General features: G+C 41.8%; 18 protein-coding genes and 2 pseudogenes. 14 read left to right on the top strand and 6 right to left on the bottom strand.

Annotation, left to right across the window (positions count from 1 at the left end; translation table 11 throughout):
- Positions 1 to 509: 509 nt before the first annotated feature.
- The 3 genes from AC5JM2_RS16010 to AC5JM2_RS16000 are packed head-to-tail and all read right to left on the bottom strand — an operon-like array spanning position 510 to position 2,805.
- Positions 510 to 1,997, bottom strand: a complete 1,488-nt coding sequence (locus AC5JM2_RS16010; protein ID WP_495835861.1) for a hypothetical protein — start codon at positions 1,995 to 1,997, stop codon at positions 510 to 512.
- On the bottom strand, positions 1,994 to 2,362 hold the full coding sequence (locus tag AC5JM2_RS16005) for a hypothetical protein (RefSeq protein ID WP_495835860.1): 369 nt from the start codon (positions 2,360 to 2,362) through the stop codon (positions 1,994 to 1,996). The genes AC5JM2_RS16010 and AC5JM2_RS16005 overlap by 4 nt, the downstream gene beginning before the upstream one ends.
- Entirely contained in the window at positions 2,359 to 2,805 is a 447-nt protein-coding gene (locus AC5JM2_RS16000) for a hypothetical protein (RefSeq protein WP_495835859.1), read from the bottom strand. Before AC5JM2_RS16000 ends, AC5JM2_RS16005 begins: the two co-directional genes overlap by 4 nt.
- A gap of 73 nt (positions 2,806 to 2,878) precedes the next feature.
- Here AC5JM2_RS16000 and AC5JM2_RS15995 point away from each other — a divergent pair, with 73 nt between their 5' ends.
- The 3 genes from AC5JM2_RS15995 (at position 2,879) to AC5JM2_RS15985 (ending at position 6,232) form a co-directional block, all read left to right on the top strand.
- Entirely contained in the window at positions 2,879 to 3,919 is a 1,041-nt protein-coding gene (locus tag AC5JM2_RS15995; protein WP_495835858.1) for a hypothetical protein, read from the top strand.
- Between the two features lie 3 nt (positions 3,920 to 3,922).
- Positions 3,923 to 4,483 (top strand): hypothetical protein, encoded by a 561-nt coding sequence (locus AC5JM2_RS15990; protein ID WP_495835857.1) that lies wholly within the window; start codon positions 3,923 to 3,925, stop codon positions 4,481 to 4,483.
- A gap of 582 nt (positions 4,484 to 5,065) precedes the next feature.
- Positions 5,066 to 6,232, top strand: coding sequence for a pyridoxal phosphate-dependent aminotransferase (locus AC5JM2_RS15985; RefSeq protein ID WP_495835856.1), 1,167 nt, complete (start codon positions 5,066 to 5,068; stop codon positions 6,230 to 6,232).
- Between the two features lie 205 nt (positions 6,233 to 6,437).
- Here the strand turns inward: AC5JM2_RS15985 and AC5JM2_RS15980 are convergent, their stop codons facing one another.
- The 3 genes and pseudogenes from AC5JM2_RS15980 to AC5JM2_RS15970 all read right to left on the bottom strand — a co-directional run.
- A complete protein-coding gene (locus AC5JM2_RS15980) occupies positions 6,438 to 7,220 on the bottom strand; it encodes a hypothetical protein (RefSeq protein WP_495835862.1) in 783 nt (260 codons plus the stop codon).
- Positions 7,221 to 7,426: 206 nt separating this feature from the next.
- Complete coding sequence (locus AC5JM2_RS15975) at positions 7,427 to 7,894, bottom strand: nuclear transport factor 2 family protein (protein ID WP_495835855.1); 468 nt, start codon at positions 7,892 to 7,894, stop codon at positions 7,427 to 7,429.
- Between the two features lie 360 nt (positions 7,895 to 8,254).
- Positions 8,255 to 8,374: pseudogene (locus AC5JM2_RS15970) on the bottom strand (IS982 family transposase); the annotation flags it as partial.
- A 618-nt stretch (positions 8,375 to 8,992) separates the two neighbouring features.
- Between AC5JM2_RS15970 and AC5JM2_RS15965 the strand changes: the two are divergent.
- From AC5JM2_RS15965 to tyrA, 11 genes and pseudogenes are all read left to right on the top strand, one after another.
- Positions 8,993 to 9,538: a cysteine hydrolase family protein gene (locus AC5JM2_RS15965; protein ID WP_495835854.1), complete on the top strand. Its 546-nt coding sequence runs from the start codon at positions 8,993 to 8,995 to the stop codon at positions 9,536 to 9,538.
- Positions 9,539 to 9,849: 311 nt separating this feature from the next.
- Positions 9,850 to 10,119: a hypothetical protein gene (locus AC5JM2_RS15960; protein ID WP_495835853.1), complete on the top strand. Its 270-nt coding sequence runs from the start codon at positions 9,850 to 9,852 to the stop codon at positions 10,117 to 10,119.
- A gap of 170 nt (positions 10,120 to 10,289) precedes the next feature.
- A pseudogene (locus tag AC5JM2_RS15955) lies at positions 10,290 to 10,523 on the top strand (hypothetical protein); the annotation flags it as partial.
- Positions 10,524 to 10,579: 56 nt separating this feature from the next.
- On the top strand, positions 10,580 to 12,130 hold the full coding sequence (locus AC5JM2_RS15950) for a pyridoxal phosphate-dependent decarboxylase family protein (RefSeq protein ID WP_495835852.1): 1,551 nt from the start codon (positions 10,580 to 10,582) through the stop codon (positions 12,128 to 12,130).
- 38 nt (positions 12,131 to 12,168) lie between these two features.
- Positions 12,169 to 13,716, top strand: coding sequence for a phenylacetate--CoA ligase family protein (locus AC5JM2_RS15945; RefSeq protein WP_495835851.1), 1,548 nt, complete (start codon positions 12,169 to 12,171; stop codon positions 13,714 to 13,716).
- Positions 13,717 to 14,249: 533 nt separating this feature from the next.
- Entirely contained in the window at positions 14,250 to 14,681 is a 432-nt protein-coding gene (locus tag AC5JM2_RS15940; protein ID WP_495835850.1) for a DUF8788 domain-containing protein, read from the top strand.
- Positions 14,682 to 14,787: 106 nt separating this feature from the next.
- Entirely contained in the window at positions 14,788 to 15,642 is an 855-nt protein-coding gene (locus AC5JM2_RS15935; RefSeq protein WP_495835849.1) for a DUF8788 domain-containing protein, read from the top strand.
- A gap of 43 nt (positions 15,643 to 15,685) precedes the next feature.
- A complete protein-coding gene (locus AC5JM2_RS15930; RefSeq protein ID WP_495835848.1) occupies positions 15,686 to 16,120 on the top strand; it encodes a DUF8788 domain-containing protein in 435 nt (144 codons plus the stop codon).
- A gap of 103 nt (positions 16,121 to 16,223) precedes the next feature.
- Positions 16,224 to 16,769, top strand: a complete 546-nt coding sequence (locus tag AC5JM2_RS15925) for a DUF8788 domain-containing protein (RefSeq protein ID WP_495835847.1) — start codon at positions 16,224 to 16,226, stop codon at positions 16,767 to 16,769.
- A 284-nt stretch (positions 16,770 to 17,053) separates the two neighbouring features.
- On the top strand, positions 17,054 to 17,893 hold the full coding sequence (locus AC5JM2_RS15920) for a prephenate dehydrogenase/arogenate dehydrogenase family protein (RefSeq protein WP_495835846.1): 840 nt from the start codon (positions 17,054 to 17,056) through the stop codon (positions 17,891 to 17,893).
- A gap of 92 nt (positions 17,894 to 17,985) precedes the next feature.
- A complete protein-coding gene (tyrA, locus tag AC5JM2_RS15915) occupies positions 17,986 to 19,113 on the top strand; it encodes a bifunctional chorismate mutase/prephenate dehydrogenase (protein WP_495835845.1) in 1,128 nt (375 codons plus the stop codon).
- Positions 19,114 to 19,179: the final 66 nt, after the last annotated feature.

Raw genomic sequence — 19,179 nt, 5'->3', positions numbered from 1 at the left:
TACTCCCTCTATTTTCTGGGTACTTTTGGGTACATTTGCGGTTGTGTCAGTGGTTTTAGAATTCGTCATAAGTCTTACCCCATCTAGATTATAAGTAATTTTTCAGTCGGATAACAGTAGATTAGCAGAGATTTGTACCCGAATGTACCCAAAACCAAGTGCTATTTTACTTTGAGTCAAAGAGTACTGTCTAAACTATTGTTAGGATAAATGAAGTGTTTCAACTACTATGATTGAAATAAGACACGGCTATTTTTTCTTAGTTACTATTAGTTGATTAGATTTTATTTGTTGATACTGTCTATGATCCCGGTCTTCCTGGGTTGTGTACGATCATTGTCCTTAACATTTTTAGAACCGCAGTAATCTCGGTGATTTTAGACTTCAAAACTTCATCAGATGCTTAATCTCAGTCCGTTTTAAATTGTTAGGAAATAATGAATTTGAGTATTTGTGCTTATGACTTTATCCAACTCGTATCTTGTGAAAAAGGCGCTTTAAATATATCTTCAAGCTGCATCCTCCTGATTTTCGCCTTTAGGCTGGTGTTCACTCAGGTCTAGTATATCAGCCGCGCCCTTTCCAGCTTCCACGTTGGCGATCGCATCTTTCTCAATATTTGCAACCTCCGTTTCAGCATTGTCAACGTATCCTTGCAAACTAATAGCCGTTGGCTTACTTAAAAGTCCTGCTGCATAGTTATCGCGGATGTCTTTCCTTTCCTCTGGGGATGGTGCTCCTAAATCTAAGAGGATATTAACTGCAATATCATAATTGCTTAAAATCTTTGCTTGCCCTTGCATCAACATAAGCAAAGCTGCCATCCAGCAATCCGCCAAGATTGCTTCTATCATTATTTTGTCCAAGGATAAGGCTGTTTTGAAATCTGCTCGCATCTGCTGTCGCGAGATGCCAGACACTATCATGTCTTGCCCCAGTATATGTCCTTGGTTGCAATTCTCGTAAATGACGCTACAGAAAAGCTTGTAGCTATTTACTAGTGAAGTGATATCTACTGGATCATTGCTTGTGATGGATGGTGTGGTGTAACCAGTAACGCGCCCAGATTCGTCAAACTGAGGTATCCCAGAAACAAAAGCCGTCCGACCAGGTGATGCGATCAACTCTTCTTTAGGGATAAAAACATCCCTGCCATCAAAGTCCTGGTACTCCCCAGGAGGCAATCCGTTAAGAACTATATGGGACAAGAAACCCGCAAACTCAATGTTAGTGGGCACCATTGTTAATGCGTGGTTAATCCCGTTCTGCGATCGCTTCACAGTTTCAGTGATAAGTGGTGCTCGCTGTATCTCAAAGATACTGAAACGTCCGCCTAGGTTTAACTTTATTTCCTCTGTACCAGAATCATCCATCGGGACAGTTTTACCGTCCTCATCTTCCCAGCGAAAAACCGTATGTCCCTGCTCATCCAGTTCTTGAACTTCTATATAGCTTTTTTCATCCTTTGAAAAAAAGTACTCTATCCGGTCAATAAACCCGTCATCGTCAAGCACAAGGTTAACTGAGTCAGGGTTTGGAGAATGCAAGCCAACGCGCTGTAAAAGATTAGGGCTATTGGCATACTTCGCAGGACTCCATATTCTTAAGTAACCGTAACCAGTTATAAGCGCATCATCTATCGCTTTTGCTACAGGGTCAGTGTGCCAGGTGTAACGACCAATGCTCATGCGGAGCCATTGCGCTTGCAACCTACGCAAAGTCTCACCCAGATTTTTCCCCACCGAACTACTGTCGCGCTCACCCATTTGATTCACAATGTACCAAGTTGGCGCGTTCCCATAAAGTGCATTACGATGGCGCACTACCACTTCACGACACTTATTTGATACCTGAAATAAACGTTTTACCCGCGCCATTACCTTGCGATCTGACTCGGTTATTTCATCGATTTTTGGCAATATTGCGGTATTCCAAAAGCCCTCGCCACTATAGTAGTTGAGGTTTTCTAAAACTAAAACAATGTCTTTTTCTCTCATAATGCTCTAATGTACCAAGTCTCAGGAATTGGCGTATATCCTTCCAAAGATACGTGTGCAATATTCTCGCTAATAAAAATTACGTTGCTTGGCTCTACTTCCTCCATATCATTGTTTACCAGGGTTATAGATACAACTCCATCTGACGCCAGCAAATTGTGCGGGACTGGGATTAAATCTCCAACAAGATCTGCCTGGGTAAAACCCATGCGGTAATCAACAAGGGAACCATTGCCACCGCTCCCTGCTCCTACTTGAATAAGCGTTGTATTATCTACTATCTCGATGTATTCAGTGTTGTCATCAGACGTTACTGCAATTTGTGATATGGGCTGGACAGATTGATCGCACGTTAAGCGCCTCATGCCGTGACCTCCAAATCTACTTCTAGAAACCCTTGTGAGATTCGCATCCGCTCACCAGTTGTAAAAGCCGCTACATCATACACCCAAACGTTTCTCCCGATTTGTGGTTGATCACTTGCATTGCGTCTTTGCGTCATGCGTCTGCTCACCCATTCCGTACCCATTGAGGTGGTCACGCTTGATGATAGAGTCGGGATTACAAGCGATCGCTGCACCGCCATCCCACAAATGACAACTGGCTTATACTCTAATGGGTCAAAATCAAACTCAGCAATAACCAAGCCGTTGTTCTCTCTGTAGTCTGTCCGGATTTCACCTCTCACTGTCCACCCAGTCAAATCCCTGTCAAGCATGAATGTCACTTTGCGAAAGTTTGCACCTTGCTCTATGGCATATCTTCTACCTGGGTGCTCATTGTTTGTTAAATGCAGTACTGCTGTCATACCTCGTTATCGTAAAGTTACCATAACCAAAAGCAATAGATAATAATATAAGCGTATTGTAGAGGATTACCCTGTGAAACAGGCAATCGTTCAAATATTGAGTGGCGCATACTCGCTCATTATTCGCGCCACAGGTTTAACCCAGAATATAGATTTAGCCGTACCAACTTCTGCACCTACGTCTGGGCAAGTATTAAGAGCAAGTTCAGCAACCACGTTGGAGTGGGCAACAATCGCTACTGGTGGAGGCACAGTCACAAGTGTTGAAGTTACTGCGCCATCATCCGAATTTAACGTCACTGGTTCGCCAGTAACAACTAACGGAAGCATTGCGATCGCGTGGAAAAATCAAGCTCAAAATACGGTACTTGCAGCACCCAGTAGTGGCACTGGCGCTCCTACCTTTAGAACGCTGGATAGCTCTGATATTCCTGCGCTAGATGCAGGAAAGATTACTTCGGGAACTTTTGCTATAGCGAGATTGCCAGTTGGGACAACTGGTACAACAGTAGCAGCGGGTAATGATTCTCGGTTTCACGTTCAAAACACTGACACAGGTACTAGTAGCGCATCCTTTGCGGTCAATAACACGGGCACAGGATTTCGCATTGTAGATATGTCTGGTGCAATGGCAGTACGGAACCTTGCTAACACTGGACTTGCTGATATCATCTGCTATAACCTTACGGTGCAAGGGACACAAACTATTGTCAACTCTGAGCAAGTAGAGATAGCTGATAACATTATCAGACTGAACTCAAATTTTACAGGTTCTAACCCTACAGAAGATGGAGGAATAGAAGTTAATCGTGGGACGTTGGCGACTGCGCGTTTCTACTGGAGTGAAACAACTCAAAAGTTTATGTCAGGGTTAGCAGGTGCTGAGAAGGCAGTGGTGAGCATAGTCACTCAAGACATCACTAACGCCAGCTTGAGCAGTGGCGTTTATACATGGGCACATGGACTGGGACGGAAACCACTGCTTTGGTCAGTATGGGATAATAATGGCGATGGTGTCTTAATACAGCCAAACACAGTTAATGCAAATACAATGACGTTTAATTTTGCTGGGCAAACTTTAACAGGTACGTGGACATTAGTCGCTGCGGGTTAACCTATGAAGATGGATTTTGTTAATTCAACTTTGCAAACTCAAAAGTTTGCTGGTAAAGGATTGTCGATTGGCGCTAGTTTGCCAAGTAACCCAGGTGACAAGGATTTATGGTTTGAGCCAAGTTACGCTCCCCAACCTTGGGAGTTTGATGGAGGAGGGGCTAATGTTTGGCGATCGCAGCCCGTCACCTTCGACGTAGCTTTCCCCTCCAACTCCGCAACTTTCCCACTGCAAATATCAAAAGTTTTCCCTATTGGCACTACAACTTTGTGGCTAGAAAGTTATGTGGCTATGCTATCTCCACGGGCAGGAACCAGCAATTCCAGCAATTACTTAACGTTTACTCTGCAATGGACAAATACATCGGGGACAGCTACCACGCTAGATACTGGAGATGCCAATGGCACTGGCATCGGTAACTATAAAAGGGTGAGCAATAATATTTATCAGTACGTAACCAACCCTAACCAAGTGCTTTTTATTGTCAACAGGATTGGGACAAGTGTTACTTCTTACCAGGCTTCACTGGCTTTTACTTACAAGTTTGTTAGAGCTAATTCTTGAATTCCTCTGGTTATCGTAACGTTACAATAACCAGAGTTAGGAAACACTAGCGTAATGGTGCAATTCCTAGCCCACGTTTTGTAAGGTGATTGAAGATTTTTGAAGAAATGTTAACAATATTCAAGATTTTTGAAGAAATGTGAAATATTTTTCTAAAAAATAAATTTATAAATTTGATCTGAAAAAAATTATATGGAAACGGTGTACTATGGTTTTTTGGTAAGGATTCAGGTCACGGAAAAAGGAATAAGGGAAGGATAGGCAATTTCATGACCCACATGTGCGCGTAAAGCTGATGCAAAAAAGCCAATAACCAGTAAACCAAAAAGTTTTCCAAAAAGGGCGATCGCGACGCACGCCGCAGGTATTACCCACAAATAACTACAGAAAAGTAAGTATTATAAAATACTCAATTCATAAGAAATAGTTATCATATTTTGAAAAAGCGCAAAATATGAAACGATGAAAGTGGTGTGTTGTAATATTGGCTGAAAAAATTGACTCTTTCATCTCTACAAAAAGCTACAGAGAGCGAGTCTACTGATATTGTAAAGCAACTCAGAAGTTTACCAAACGAATGACATGAAGCTGGCGCAACGAGTAAGTCAAGTAGCACATTCTATAACCGTAGCTATTACAGCCAAGGCTAAGGCAATGAAGGCAGAAGGAATTGATGTTTGTAGTTTTAGCGCTGGAGAACCGGACTTTGATAGTCCAGCGCACGTCAAAGCTGCTGCACAGAAAGCTTTGGACGAAGGTAAAACCAAGTATGGACCTGCATCTGGGGAACCAAAGTTAAGAGAAGCCATTGCTCGCAAGTTAAAAACTGACAATGGTCTTGATTACAAAGCAGAAAATGTTATCGTTACCAACGGTGGGAAACATTCTCTGTTTAACTTAATACTGGCGCTGATTGAACCAGGAGATGAAGTCATCATCCCCGCGCCCTACTGGTTAAGTTATCCGGAAATGGTGACGCTTGCTGGTGGAGTGTCTGTGATTGTCCCCACAGATGTTTCGACAGGTTACAAAATTACACCAGAACAGTTGCGTAAGTCGATTACGCCCAAGACAAAGCTTTTTATCCTCAACTCGCCATCTAACCCGACTGGTATGGTTTACACACCAGAGGAAATTCAGGCGATCGCCCAAATTATCGTTGAGACTGACATTCTTGTCGTTTCCGACGAAATTTATGAGAAGATTCTCTACGATGGTGCCAAACAGGTCAGCATTGGTTCGCTAGGACCAGAGATTTTTGAGCGAACTATTATCAGCAATGGGTTTGCCAAAGCTTACTCCATGACAGGATGGCGCATCGGATATTTGGCAGGACCACTTGATTTGATTAAAGCAACAATTACTATCCAAAGCCATAGTGTGTCGAATGTTTGTACCTTTGCTCAATATGGGGCGATCGCAGCTTTGGAAGGTTCGCAAGATTGTGTCGAAGAAATGCTACAAGCTTTCGCCAAACGACGAGAAGTCATGTATGAAAGACTTAACGCTATTCCTGGGCTGACTTGTCCAAAACCAGACGGCGCTTTCTACCTATTTCCCGACATTAGCAAAACAGGACTAAAATCTCTGGATTTTTCTAACAAGTTGCTAGAAAAAGAGCAAGTAGCAGTTATTCCTGGAATCGCCTTTGCTGGTGATGACAATATTCGCCTTTCCTACGCCACCGATATGGCAACAATTGAAAAGGGAATGGATAGATTTGAAAAATTTGTCAAGTCACTTATTTAGTCACTGAACTGTATTGGGTTATGGACGCCCCGTCGGAGGCGATCGCACCCAAGGCGCTGTTTTTTAAAATCTCACAAGTAGTCAAAATCAATTTGTTCTTTTACGCATAGATTTGTTCTACTGGACTTTAGACTAGGACATGGAAAACGACCCAGCGATGCTGAGTTAAAGAAGTCTGCACTAAAAAATCAAAAAGATACTTAAACTAAGCAGATTTCGTGGCTTGCTTACGAGGTCTAGAAGTACCTTTTTTCACAATTGGGCATCGGTTTCTACGTTGACGTGGCTGACCTGTTTTCCAACCAGGAGATTTTCCACGAGGTTTTGGAGGATTCGCAGGTGTGCCAATCCTCGCTAAAACTCCCCCCATAGACTGAGCAACCCTTCCAGGTGTGAATGTATCAATTGATTTTTGCCAAGGTAGAGGGTTATCATGCACGATATCACGGGCTAACCACAACTCCCAAGTAATCATTGGCATTAAATCGCTCCACCGTTCGCACTGTTGAGGTGTAGCAAATTTAGGAGCAGTCCAATGTAAACGTTGTTTGAGAAATCGATACCAATGATCAACCGCGAAGCGTCGTAGATAAAGTCGCCACACTTGATCTAAAGCGGACATTTGTTCTCCTACCCATGCCAACCACAAAGGTTTAAACACCCTAATGGAACCATCCTCATTTAGACGCTCAACCAAAATAATTGATATTGAGTGTTTTGCTGCATTTCTAAAATGTAAATCATGCCACACGCGAATTCGTAATAACCCCAATGTTGAGTCATTTACGTTAATTATTTGGGCAGGTTCAATCCAGGTGTCAGATTCGTTAAGTTTAAATTTGTTGCCATGAAGCCGAGGTCTTCCTCTTCCTGAATATTCTGGTGGTGCAGTCCAAAAACAAAGATTTGAGCGCAAACGCACTAGTTTATCAGCACGAATATTAGCGGTTTTCAAAACAAATGGCGCACATCCGTATTCACTATCCAACAAGGCGTCACCGTGCCAAAACGGGAAAATTGTACGCTAAGGGTGAAACCTTTATCTAACAAGCGTTTCAGCGATATTTATTTTCCTTCACCCGCAAAGGTCGCAACTTGTCAAAACTGGTTGCCTGTTTCAAATTCCACACATAATCGCCAGTGAGATTGACAAATTGTTGATGATCTTAACCTGTCAAGAATGCTCCATGACAGCTATCTGCCCACTACCCCATTGAGCGATGAGTCCAGCTTTACAACCCAATGATTCAACTTCCATTCATTTGCTTGTTTAACTGCTGTAAATTCATAGACACCAGTGGTTACCAACGATGTTGTGTCATTTTTCGTAGTAAACAATTGCAAATAGACCTGTCCACTCGCTTTATCATCGGTTTGACTGTCGAACCTGGGTGCACTCAGGACATGCCTAGGCTGGATTTGCTGTTGCTTAGAGAACTCTTGCAGACTTGAGATATATCCTCTCCACTGGGACAGATTCATGATAGTCCTGTTGTTTCCTTGCCCTAGCTCTATTGATGCCGATTTTGCAAACAGATCTGAGAATTCCTCTAATTTAGCTTCATTAAAGAAGTAGCCGTAGCTGTACAGGAGGTTAATCACAGCTAATCGATCTGTCGCATTGAAAGAGTTGTCACCTACGACGGTCTTCGAGGTTATCACTGAACCCGCCTCCTCATTTAGGTCATGTTTTAGGCATCTTGGGCTAGTACTGAATATATCATATTAACCCAAGTTGCGGGTTATCTAGTTCAGACACATCAAAAGGGGAGCGATTGCCTTCGGCAGAGCTTCGCTTAACGCCTACAACAAAGTGGCGTTAAGCGTAGCGCATCCACGGTTAAGCTTGATTTCGTCTTCAATTACTTAAATATTTTTAGGTTGTTTAAAAAACTCATTTAACAAAAGCTTGCTGAAGAGTAAAAGCAAAAATAAATGCTTGCAGCTTAAGTAAAAATTCCTCATAAGTGACTGCATGTATTAATTTTGGAAAAACGCAAGTAATGCTACCAGGACTTACGCAAATGAGTCTAAAAGATATTCTGTGGAATCACTAATTTCTTTGAGTATCATTTCTATTTGATGAAACAAATCATTGATTAATATTGAGAGACTGTGTAATCGTCGGTTGAATGAGTTTTTTAATTTAAATAACCGAAAAATATTTAACGCGCATCCGCCATTTTGTTGTAGGCGTTAAGCGAAGCTCTGCCGAAGGCAATCGCTCCCCTTGTGATGTGTCTGAACTAGATAACCCGCAACTTGGGTTATTAATCAAGGGAGAAAACTCACATTGAGAACATCTTTTAAACTACACTTATACGTTTTCCGACAAAATGTGAAAAAAGCTATTTAAAAAACTTAACAGTCGATATGATTGGATAAGTAGTGTGATATTGTCAGTTTAGAATCATCAAATTAACTGCATAAAAACTATCAGGTAACTGAAAAATGTCTGAAAGAGAGAATATTAGGTGCATCTACACAATGAGAACAACACAGTTTTAGATAAGAAATTTGGCGTTGCATAGTTGCTGGATGAATTAGGCTACTAGGGGTACAAATCCATAATGGAGGTAGTGCAGTAACAATTGATCAGAAATATCACTAAGTTCCTGTCATAAGAAAAACAATAATATTATTCTTCGATAAAATAATATTATTACTTTGTTTTTCATATTTGGATAAATGTTAGTGAGAATTGTGGTTGTTTTCATGTTACAAGAGAGTTGGATTTGAGTTTTTTTGGGATATTATGTCATGGAAACCGCACTAATTCTAATTGATATTCAGGTAGATTATTTCCCACTTGGGAAATGGGAACTTGTCGGAATGGATGCAGCATCGCTAAATGCAGCGAGATTGCTTGCAGCTTTTCGTGAGAGGAATCACCCAATTTTTCATGTTCAACACATTGCCAAAGATCCTAATGCACCGTTTTTCGTTGCAGGAACTCATGGTGCTGAGATTCATCCATCGGTTCAACCCCGAGGAGATGAAAAGATTATTCAAAAGGCGTACCCAAATAGTTTTCGTCAGACTACTCTTCTTAATGATTTACATAATGCCGGGGTTAAAAAATTGGTGATTTGTGGGGCAATGAGTAATATGTGTATAGACGCAACGACTCGTGCTGCTAACGACTTTGAGTTTGAGTGTACTGTTGCTCACGATGCCTGTGCAGCTAGAAATCTTGAATTTTATGGTCATATAACACCCGCTTTAGAAGTTCACTGTTCTTTTATGTCAGCACTCGCCTTTGCATATGCAAAAGTTGTGCCGACTGACGCAGCACTCACCCTTTGAGCTGTTTAGCAAAAGTGATTACTTCTTTCTCACCAGAAGATTATCGCTATAAAAAACCGCTTAAGCCAAGAAAGAAGATAAAGGAGATAGGTAATCTTCCACCAGTGTAAGGTGAGTAGGAGTTTATCAATACCTTTTGCGATCAATCTTTGGGCACAACTGTCAGTTCTGCTGCAAAGTTGCGCTTTTATTTTAACAGAATTTACGCTAGTGTCACATATGCAAAACCCTGAACTTCAACTTTAGGACTAGCCCTTTCAAGGTGTTGTGTAATGGCTTGATTTGTAGTTTGCTCATGCATAGGTGAAACTTTGTTGGGTGGAGAAGAGAAATGTTGCGCTTGGCAGGTGTTTGAGCGATTTATAAAAGAAAGTCCAGTTTCCGTGATGGTTCGTGGGCTTTTAGAAAAAGCGTTATGTCCCCAAATTCTGGATGAACTGTTTGAACGTAGTACAAAAACCCAGTACACTCGCGAGTTATTATTCTCCACAGTCGTCAATAAGATTCGCCTTGTCGTCTGCGGAGTCCACCCATCAGTACATGCAGCCCACCAAGCATCTGCTGAAGAAATAGGTGTTTGAGTTACCTCGGTCTACAACAAAATCAATGGTATCGAACCGACTATCAATGGGGAGTTAGTCAGAGAGGTCGCTGGACAAATGGAAGCTACAATTCGGCATCTGAACGCAACAATGCCTGATTTGCTACCAGGCTATCGAGTAAAAATTATTGAGAGCTTTTCGCCGCCACCCAAGAGGCCCAAAGATTGCTCAACCTACCTAAATATTGTTCTGAGATGAATCCAATTGAACTGGAATGGCAACATCTCAAAAAAAACGAACTAGCAGGAAAAATGTTTGACGATGAGTTAGACCTAGCTTATTCAGTAATTGATGGTGTTCAAGCTAGAAGAGAAAGAGGGAACTACCGTACACAGCGTGTTAAATTTCACTCCAGTCAGAATTCTTTATCTTTCGTTACATAGTTAGAATTTTTCCCGCCGACTTACTTAGACGGCTGTAACGCTCAGGAGACTATTTAATGTATTTATCCAGTACAGATTTTATCGGAATCAGTTTAGACTCTTTCGATCAAGAGCTAAATACTGAGAAACGAACAGAGCTGGAGCGCGATGTTTTTGCTCCGAAGTTGTTTCGGAAAAATGCAGAGATTGTTATCTCTAAATTGGAAAAATATTTGGCAGACTCCTCAATACGGGGTCTGGCGCTGACCAATCCTTATGAGCTGTTACAAGCGGCAAAGGATTTGATGACTGAGGAACACGAGTGCATTGCTTCCTTAGATGAAGAAAAGCTAGGGGAGATTATTGACTTGTATATTAAAACCGGGATACAAGTTCATTCGCCAGGGTATATGGGGAGACAATTTTCCGGTGTGATTCCCTTGGCAGGTGTTATTGATTTTATCAGCTCGATTGTGAATCAGCCGTCGTCGTTTTATGAAGCCGGACAGTTGCCGAACGTGGTTGAGCGTATTATGGCCGATGAGTTGAACCGATTCATTGGTTGGGAGCCAGAGCGTTTTGCTATGGTAACGACTTCCGGGGCAACACTAGGTAATTTGACAGCCCTCTTGGCAGCTAGGAATGATAAGTTTCCCCAGATTTGGTCTGAAGGGATTTCTGGAGTAGAAGGGCAATATCGTCCGGCGATCGCTATAAGTGAGGATGCACATTACAGTGTTTGTCGGGCTGTGGGCATATTGGGAATTGGAGAGAAGCAGATCGTCCGCTTGCCTATTAACCGAGAAAAGCAAATTTGTATAGAGAAAGTGCGACCTACGCTATTAGCGGCAGAGGAACGAGGGTTGAAGGTCTTCTGTCTGGTGGCTTCTGCAGGAACCACGTCAGTGGGAGCTTTTGATCAGATTGAAGAACTAGCGGAGATAGCTAAAGAGAAAAATCTCTGGCTTCATATCGATGGCGCTCACGGTGCTAGCCTACTAGTTTGTGATCAGTTGCGCTACAAATTGAAAGGAATTGAAAAAGCAGATTCCTTTGTCTGGGACGCACACAAGATGATGTTTTTGCCTGCGGTGTGTACCCTTCTTTTCTACAAGAACAAAGAAAAGAGCTATGGAGCCTTCCGTCAGAATGCCAGTTATGTCTTCGAAAAAGAGCCAGATCTTTATACTGAGTTCGATAGTGCACAACAGAATTTTGAGTGTACAAAAAGACCGCTGATCATGAACCTGTGGGTATTATGGGCGCTTTATGGAAAAGCGTTGTTTGCTGACAAGATTGAATATCTGTGTCAGTTAACCGAGCAAGCTTATCGAATACTGAAAGATGAACCGGATTTCCAGACGCTTCATCAACCAGAAGCTAACATTCTCTGCTTTCGTTATCTACCCTCAAATTTGTATGAGAGAGAGTTTCCTGATTTTCAGGTTGCAATTAGAAATCGGCTTAGAGAAGCAGGAAAATTCTTCATCTCGAAAGTTGATATTGATGGAATCGGAGCCTTGCGCGTCGTTTTTATGAATCATCAGATCGATACTGATCACTTCCGTATGTTACTGAGTGAAATCAGAAAAACTGGACAAGAATTACTCACCAAGCAAAAAATTTGATGACTAAATACAAAACCCAAAAAATGAAGAGAAATGTCATGACTCAAACTAAATCGGTATCAATTTCTATATCTCCTGAAGAGTTGGTTAATCGGTTAATTCCACCTAATGAGTTGGAGCCGAAATCAATTGATGAAGTGGTAAAACTGCCTTCATTCTTTGAAAAAATGAAGAAATGCGAAAGCCTTTGCGAGACGAAATACAGTGAAATTGACCACTCTATTCAAAATGCTTTAGTGTTGCGCCGTTTGCAACAAATGACAAATACTTTAATGCTCAATCCTTTTTGGAAAGAACGTATTGAGCAATCAGAGTTGAAGGGAACTCCCCGCAATTTCGAGGAGTGGCAGCAAATGCCTATCTCTGATAAAAGTGTCATGGGTGAGGTTTTTATGGGGTCTAGACCAGGTATGGTCGTCCCTTTAAGCTATGGCGGTTTTGAAATTGTTGCCAGTGGTGGAACCAGTAGTGGCTTGCCTGTTGAAATGGTTTATTCCTTACGAGAGTTACAAGACACTTATAAAATTGCGGGAGAATTCATCGGCGAATATATGTTAGGTGATTACCTAGCAGGAGATCATCCGAAGTGGGTTGCTACCACGTTGGCAGATTTTCAGATGTGGAGTAGCGGAACGATGGTTGGTGGTGTTTTGCAGCACATCCCAGGTATCAACTATCTTGGCGCAGGTCCGGTCATGAAAGAAGTCTTTCAACACATAATGTCGTATGAGGGACCGAAAGCGATTATGGCAATTTCGGCAGGAATCGCTATCCTGAGCGATCTTGGCATTGGCTTGCATGAAGAAGCAAGAAAAAGTTTCCGCGTAGCAATGTACGGTAGTGGGGTAATACCACTTCGCAAGCAAGTTGAGCTAAAAGAGCTTTATCCCAATTTAGAAATTTTGAGCTACTTTGCTACGGTTCAAAACGAAGCTATTGGCTTGCAGTTGAAGCCAGAATCTCCTTATTTGGCTGCTGTTCCAGGGCTGCATCTGATTGAGATTGTAGATGAGGAGGGACGTTGGGTTGCTGAAGGCGAAGAAGGTGAGTTGGTTGTGACTCGACTTCATGGCCATGAAGTACCGTTTCCGAGGTTTAAATCGGGAGACAGGATGATCCGTCGCCCCAATTTAGACGGACCAGGACCGAAGACCCAACAATTCGAGTTTTCAGGTCGTAGTGGGGATATTATTCACCTTGGCGACACACAATACTCTGCTCCTCGGGCTTACGCTTCCCTGTGCCGTTCATTCAAAGAGACTGGTGTTTTTGATTTGGAAGCGTTGGCTCACGAAATTCAGTTTTTAAATTATCGCACAAAGAAAGTTTTGCAACTAATTGCTTCGGTAGATGATGTGAACACTTTGTTTGTCAAAATGGAAAATATGCTAGGAGTGCTAGGGAGAAGGAATTTGTTTGTTCAAGCTTTAACTAACTCTTTATCTATATTTAATCAAGGTGAAGCTAATCCTTATTACATTGATATGAGTGGGTATAACTTTGAAATAAAACTCGTGAAAAAGTGGTCTGACGAGATTTATAGAACTCAAGTAGGCAAGGTTCCTTTGATCAGAGATGTTTTTTAAAACTCAGTTAATTATTGAGGAACTTTCATTGTATAATGAAATCATGACAAGCAATCCTAAATCCCTAGTTTATATGGAATAGAGTAGGTTGCAAATTGACAAGTTCGGAACATTTTAATATTTGACGCATTGACAGTAAATCCCAAACATCTAATATTGTCTTTAGTGCTTCTACCTGATTGTCCCACAATGTTTTAGCAATGTATGCGGTTCACTAGACTTAAACTATTGATCTGAAGTTGATCACCGAAAGCTGAAAAAACCGAGTCTACTTCATAAAAAAGGTGATCAATTTGTACAATGCATGAGTCATAAAAAAGATGGGCTGAGCGCTAAATTTTTACCGAGATCTGAACGGATAATATGAGCATTTTGCAGCGCTTGGCGTGTATTGTTGTTGATACTGCTGTCAATAAGTGTTGCAAAATACTCCAAGACCCTTAAATAAGCGCTTTTGATTTTGTCAGAGTTTCTCCCAAACATATTCCTTTGATTGGAGAAAAGTTTTTAAGTAAAACAACAGGAGGAAAATTATGGAATCAAAAATCAGCATATTCAGTGTTGTTGATGTCATTGAATCGCTTTCCGGTGGAACGCTGCTAAATGGCAACCTTTGCATGATGGACGATAGTCCGTATGGTAGTAGCAATCAAGGAACACCTAACTTGTGTACTTTATGTTATCCCGGACAGACTATAACTTGGACAATCTTAGCGCTTGATTTGCAGACACCTGCGGCAATCAGAAGTATTACTTTTATTCGTCCAGACGGTAGCGTTGTTAGCCAGCCCTCAGTTGACAGTGGGAACCTTGAAAGCGACGAGCTTCATTTGAATGTTTGGTCCGGAATTGTGCCATATTACATGGTACCAGGTGTGGAGTATCGTTACAGGTTAGAGCTTCAGATGTATGAAGGCAAGAACAGTATTATGCACGTGGATACACCTTCTTTGAAGCGAATTTAACCGTAAGCAAACAAACAACGCTAACGGGAGCGGCACTTTATGGGCAGCTTGACGTAGCTAGTTCGAGAGTGAAAATAAACTTTAACTCAGGAGGAAAAGAAACTTTATGAGCCAACAGCTTGGAATAATATTGATGATCGATGTGAACGCAGCTGTAGAAGCCAACACATTGGAAGGTCATACTTACCTATTCGACAATATGAAATTGCAAGGGTCGGAAAATATAGGAACTGGCAAATTGATTTCCGCGATTAATGGGAGTCATTTTAGTGATGGTTCCCAGGCGAATGAGCAAGTGTTGAATTGGTTGCCCTATGGCGTTGGTTCTCTTCCGCCAACCCTTCCTAAAACCTTTCTCGCAGACAAATCGAGAAATAGTGATCTCGGGGCTATCGACGATCTCAAGACACTCGCCGATAAAATTGAAATGACCGACAATGACGAATTCACAGACGTCGATTCTATCTTAGCGGAACTAAAAAGGATCTCGAAAAATACGGGGATCAAGACTAAAGTCCAGAATAAATTTCAGGATACGACAAACGACCTTGGGGTTGTTGGGCAGAAAATTATGGATGTCACGGGTGAAATCATGAATGATGACTGTATCCCTGATGACTCTGAAGAAGAAAAAATCCCTCAGATCAATTCTCTGAATCCGATCATTACGGGCATCAGTGGTGAAGCAGTCGATAAGAACATAATTTATCCGGCTGCATATGGTTCTCCTGATATGGTGACAGACGGCTGGTACTGGGCCGCGTCTGTCGATACGAGTAGACCTGGAACCTACGCCTACACCATGGATGTGCAACTATACAAGCTCTCCCGCGTAAATGAAGAATGGGCATGGGTACCAGTGCATATGACGTGTGAAGCGTATCTCAAAATTAGCAATAAACCTAAGGTTAATGGGTTTACTGGTAAAGGTGTTGGATTCCTCCCGATCCCCATGATTTAGTCAACTGCTTAATTTTCTACAAACTAGACAAAGAAGACAGGTTATGCCGACAAGAACAATACAAAAAACACAGGCTTTAGAGCCAAAAACTATCACAATCGCCTCTGTAATAGATGTCGTTGGAGTCCTGGCGACAGATTCTTTGAGAGGACAAGTCTATTTTATGGACACCAATACAGAGGAAGGCTCCACAAATCAAGGTACAGAGAATCTGAAAACTTCGGTGCAGCCAGGAGATCGATTGGTTTGGACGGTCATATTCTTGGAATGCGAAGCCTATGCGGCCATCGATGAGATCGTCATAGACAAGAACTACTGCGAGCCGGAAAAGAAGACTTATGAAGGTACTGATGTCTCATACTGGATCGCTACAGTTAAAAAAGAAGTCAAATCCGTCCCCTATAACATCAAATTTAAAGTAGGCACTCGAGCAGAGTCGATCTCTACGTCTTCTCCTCTCTATCTCATTCGTGGTTAAAGATACTTAAGTGTTTAAAAAGCAGATTTGATGTCTTGGTGGTCACGTTTTGTGACCGCACTGATGGAGAATCATAAATTGTTCAACTAACAAGAGAAAAACTATGGCAGATACACCCACTCTAAAAAAGCAAAATCCAGGGCAGCTCAATTCAGTGCAGCTCAACATAATCACAATTGTTGACCTTCATAAAGCTGTCAGAACCGGAACGCTCAAAGACGCCCTTTACATGATGGACAATAGCGTGGGTGGCACAGGGCAGGGAACGGCTTCTTTGCAAACCATCTGTAAGCCAGGGCAGGTTCTCAATTGGATCATCTATCCTATGGATATGGAAAAAAGACCAGACGGTACATGGCCGCCCATGCCAAAGATCAATAATATTGTTTTTCTGGACGATCAAGAAGGCGACTATGATGATTTTGCTGAGGCCAAAGTCTGTACTGAGATGAAGATTTACGGTGGTCCAGACATGATGCGTTCGCCTTATTGTCCTGTGTATTATTATTGGGCAGGGGCGGTATTAAGCACCTTGAAGCCTGGTGTATACAATTACAGGTTCGTCCTTGAGCTAGAGCAGGAGGGTAAAAAAGAGAGGGTGTATTTGAACACTGTGGAGAAACCTTCTATAAAAGTAGTTGCGCTGTAATTTGCATTCTTGAGAAGAGGATGACAGCAGTAACTGAATTTTCACTCAGTCGCTTTAAGTCTCTTATAACATTAAACATCTGGTGAAAATTAATTTTGCGTTCGTAAAAATCCTTGGTAGGGACATGGTACATTTCCGCCAATAAGTATTAGACTCTGCCGCCTATTTTGTGGCGGCTTTTTTAATAAGTTTATCTGTGTTTTGCCTTTAATACTATGTCTGCTGTGTCAGACAAAAGAATTGATCACATCTCAAAGTATTGATATATATTGAAGGAATTGTTAATGAATATTGGTATTGTCGGACTTGGCGTGGTAGGAAGCTCTTTAGGATTAGGTCTACGCCGCCTAGGACATCAAGTTATAGGAGTTAGTCGTCGAGAACAAACTTGTCAGGATGCAATCAGGTACGGTGTAGTAGACCGTGTGGATACAAACTTAGCTTTACTTACAGATGCGGATGTCATATTCATCTGCACGCCTTTAGATGCGATCCTACCAACTGTGCAGCGACTCATCCCTCAGCTTGATCCTTCAACAATCTTAACAGATGTAGGTTCTGTCAAAACTTATATTGTCAAAACAATCACCTCGTTGTGGAGTAACTTCGTTGGAGGGCACCCTATTATAACCACAAGTGTGACACAACGGGGTATTGCCGCAGCCCAACCTCATTTTTTTAGAGAAATGACTTATGTCCTCACGCCACTCGAGAATACCCCTACTATCGCTGTCAATACTGTAGCAAAGATATTATGCTCACTGGAGTGTCAGGTAGATTATTACAGTCCAGAAGTTCACGACCGTGCGATCGCCCTGTTCTCTCATCTACCCTTGGTCGCCAGTTATACTTCTATTGCAACTTATCTAAATGAAAATGAACCGAATAAAACAATAAAACAAACCTGTCAAAAGTTGATGTCTTCCCAATTCCATGATTTGCTTGACAAGCAAAACTACTATTTAGAAGAAAATAAGTATTTTCGCCAGTTCAATCATGCTGAATTGCTACAATTACTCCGGGAAAATCTTTATAATCTGGATAGAATAATTGAGCTAGTTGAGCAAGACAAATGGTGTGAATTAGAACAGATACTTATGCTAACTAAACAAGAGTATTCCTAACAGGACTTACGCAACTGTCACAGGCGATAAGCCGGAGGCTTGACGCGAAGCGTATCGCCAGCAATAACTAGACCAACGACATAAGTTAACGAGTGAATGTAAAACTCATTGAAAATTGCTATATGCAAAATAAACTTAGAGAAATTGACCATAAGCTGATCAAGCTCTTAGCAGAAAGAATATCAGTCCTATCTGAGTTAAAACCTCTTTCCATACAGGAACAAATTTCTGAATATACATCACTTCTTTCTCAGCATGGTGTTCCTGATTTTGTTTGGGAAAACATAGTCACAGCTTGTGTCGCAACCCTTGATAGTGCAGACACTTCTTTAGATAGCCTCGAGCCGCGACGAATTACCGTGGTTGGCGGACGCGGTGCAATGGGCCAATTCTTCACTTCTCAGTTATCTGTCGCAGGACACGATGTCAGTATTCTTGAAAAAGATGACTGGGATTATGCAGGTAGACTGTTAGGTGAGGCAGAGCTAGTTTTAGTTTGCGTTCCCACTGAATTTACGGCAGATGTAATCCGAAAATTATCTAAATACCTTGCTCCAACTAGTGCACTAGCTGACATTACTAGCATTAAGACATCAATAGTACAAATTATGCTTGAGTACCATTCCGGACCTGTAATGGGCTTACATCCCATGTTTGGTCCGACTACTAAATCATTCTTATCTCAAAAAATTGTGGTCTGTCCAGGTCGTGAGGATAATGCATTTCAATGGTTTTTGGATCTTATAAAGATGAAGGGTGGGAAACTGATTGCATGTACTCCCGAAGAACACGACCAGATAATGATTGGTATTCAGGCAATTCGCCACTTTTGTACGTTTAGCCTCGGTGTTTTTATGGCGGAAGCCGGAATTGACATCGGTCGTACTCTAGAGTTCTCTAGCCCAATTTACCGCTTAGAGATTGACATCGTCAGCCGTCTGTTCGCGCAAGATTCATCTTTATATGTAGACATTTTATTAGCTTCAGAAGATCGCCGAAAAACCATTGGCTGGCTGACTAGCACCTATAACCGTCTGGGAGATCTAGTAGCTCGGAAAGATAAAGCCACTTTAATAAAAGAGTTTGAAGTCACCCATAGCGTTTTTAGAGAAGAGGCGGCTCGTGCGATGAAGGAAAGCAATTATATCATTGACGCCCTCAGTACGTTTTTAGCAGCCATTGAGGTTGAACAGCGCAGTATCACTAATTCGGATAACTGACCTTGTTAATGACAATACCTTTGCCAATTTACGAGGCTGGAACGGTACTAGAAGCATTGTGAATAC

The organism is Brasilonema angustatum (genome assembly GCF_059505445.1).
This window is presented reverse-complemented; position numbering and strand designations above follow the sequence as displayed.

What these genes read in the sequence shown, in the direction of transcription:
- AC5JM2_RS15950 (WP_495835852.1), top strand. Translation starts at nt 10,580, where the DNA reads ATGTATTTATCCAGTACAGATTTTATCGGAATCAGTTTAGACTCTTTC.
- AC5JM2_RS16010 (WP_495835861.1), bottom strand. Translation starts at nt 1,997, where the DNA reads ATGAGAGAAAAAGACATTGTTTTAGTTTTAGAAAACCTCAACTACTAT.
- AC5JM2_RS15945 (WP_495835851.1), top strand. Translation starts at nt 12,169, where the DNA reads ATGACTCAAACTAAATCGGTATCAATTTCTATATCTCCTGAAGAGTTG.
- AC5JM2_RS15985 (WP_495835856.1), top strand. Translation starts at nt 5,066, where the DNA reads ATGAAGCTGGCGCAACGAGTAAGTCAAGTAGCACATTCTATAACCGTA.
- AC5JM2_RS15990 (WP_495835857.1), top strand. Translation starts at nt 3,923, where the DNA reads ATGAAGATGGATTTTGTTAATTCAACTTTGCAAACTCAAAAGTTTGCT.
- AC5JM2_RS15930 (WP_495835848.1), top strand. Translation starts at nt 15,686, where the DNA reads ATGCCGACAAGAACAATACAAAAAACACAGGCTTTAGAGCCAAAAACT.
- AC5JM2_RS15925 (WP_495835847.1), top strand. Translation starts at nt 16,224, where the DNA reads ATGGCAGATACACCCACTCTAAAAAAGCAAAATCCAGGGCAGCTCAAT.
- AC5JM2_RS15940 (WP_495835850.1), top strand. Translation starts at nt 14,250, where the DNA reads ATGGAATCAAAAATCAGCATATTCAGTGTTGTTGATGTCATTGAATCG.
- AC5JM2_RS16000 (WP_495835859.1), bottom strand. Translation starts at nt 2,805, where the DNA reads ATGACAGCAGTACTGCATTTAACAAACAATGAGCACCCAGGTAGAAGA.
- AC5JM2_RS15920 (WP_495835846.1), top strand. Translation starts at nt 17,054, where the DNA reads ATGAATATTGGTATTGTCGGACTTGGCGTGGTAGGAAGCTCTTTAGGA.
- AC5JM2_RS15965 (WP_495835854.1), top strand. Translation starts at nt 8,993, where the DNA reads ATGGAAACCGCACTAATTCTAATTGATATTCAGGTAGATTATTTCCCA.
- AC5JM2_RS15935 (WP_495835849.1), top strand. Translation starts at nt 14,788, where the DNA reads ATGAGCCAACAGCTTGGAATAATATTGATGATCGATGTGAACGCAGCT.
- AC5JM2_RS16005 (WP_495835860.1), bottom strand. Translation starts at nt 2,362, where the DNA reads ATGAGGCGCTTAACGTGCGATCAATCTGTCCAGCCCATATCACAAATT.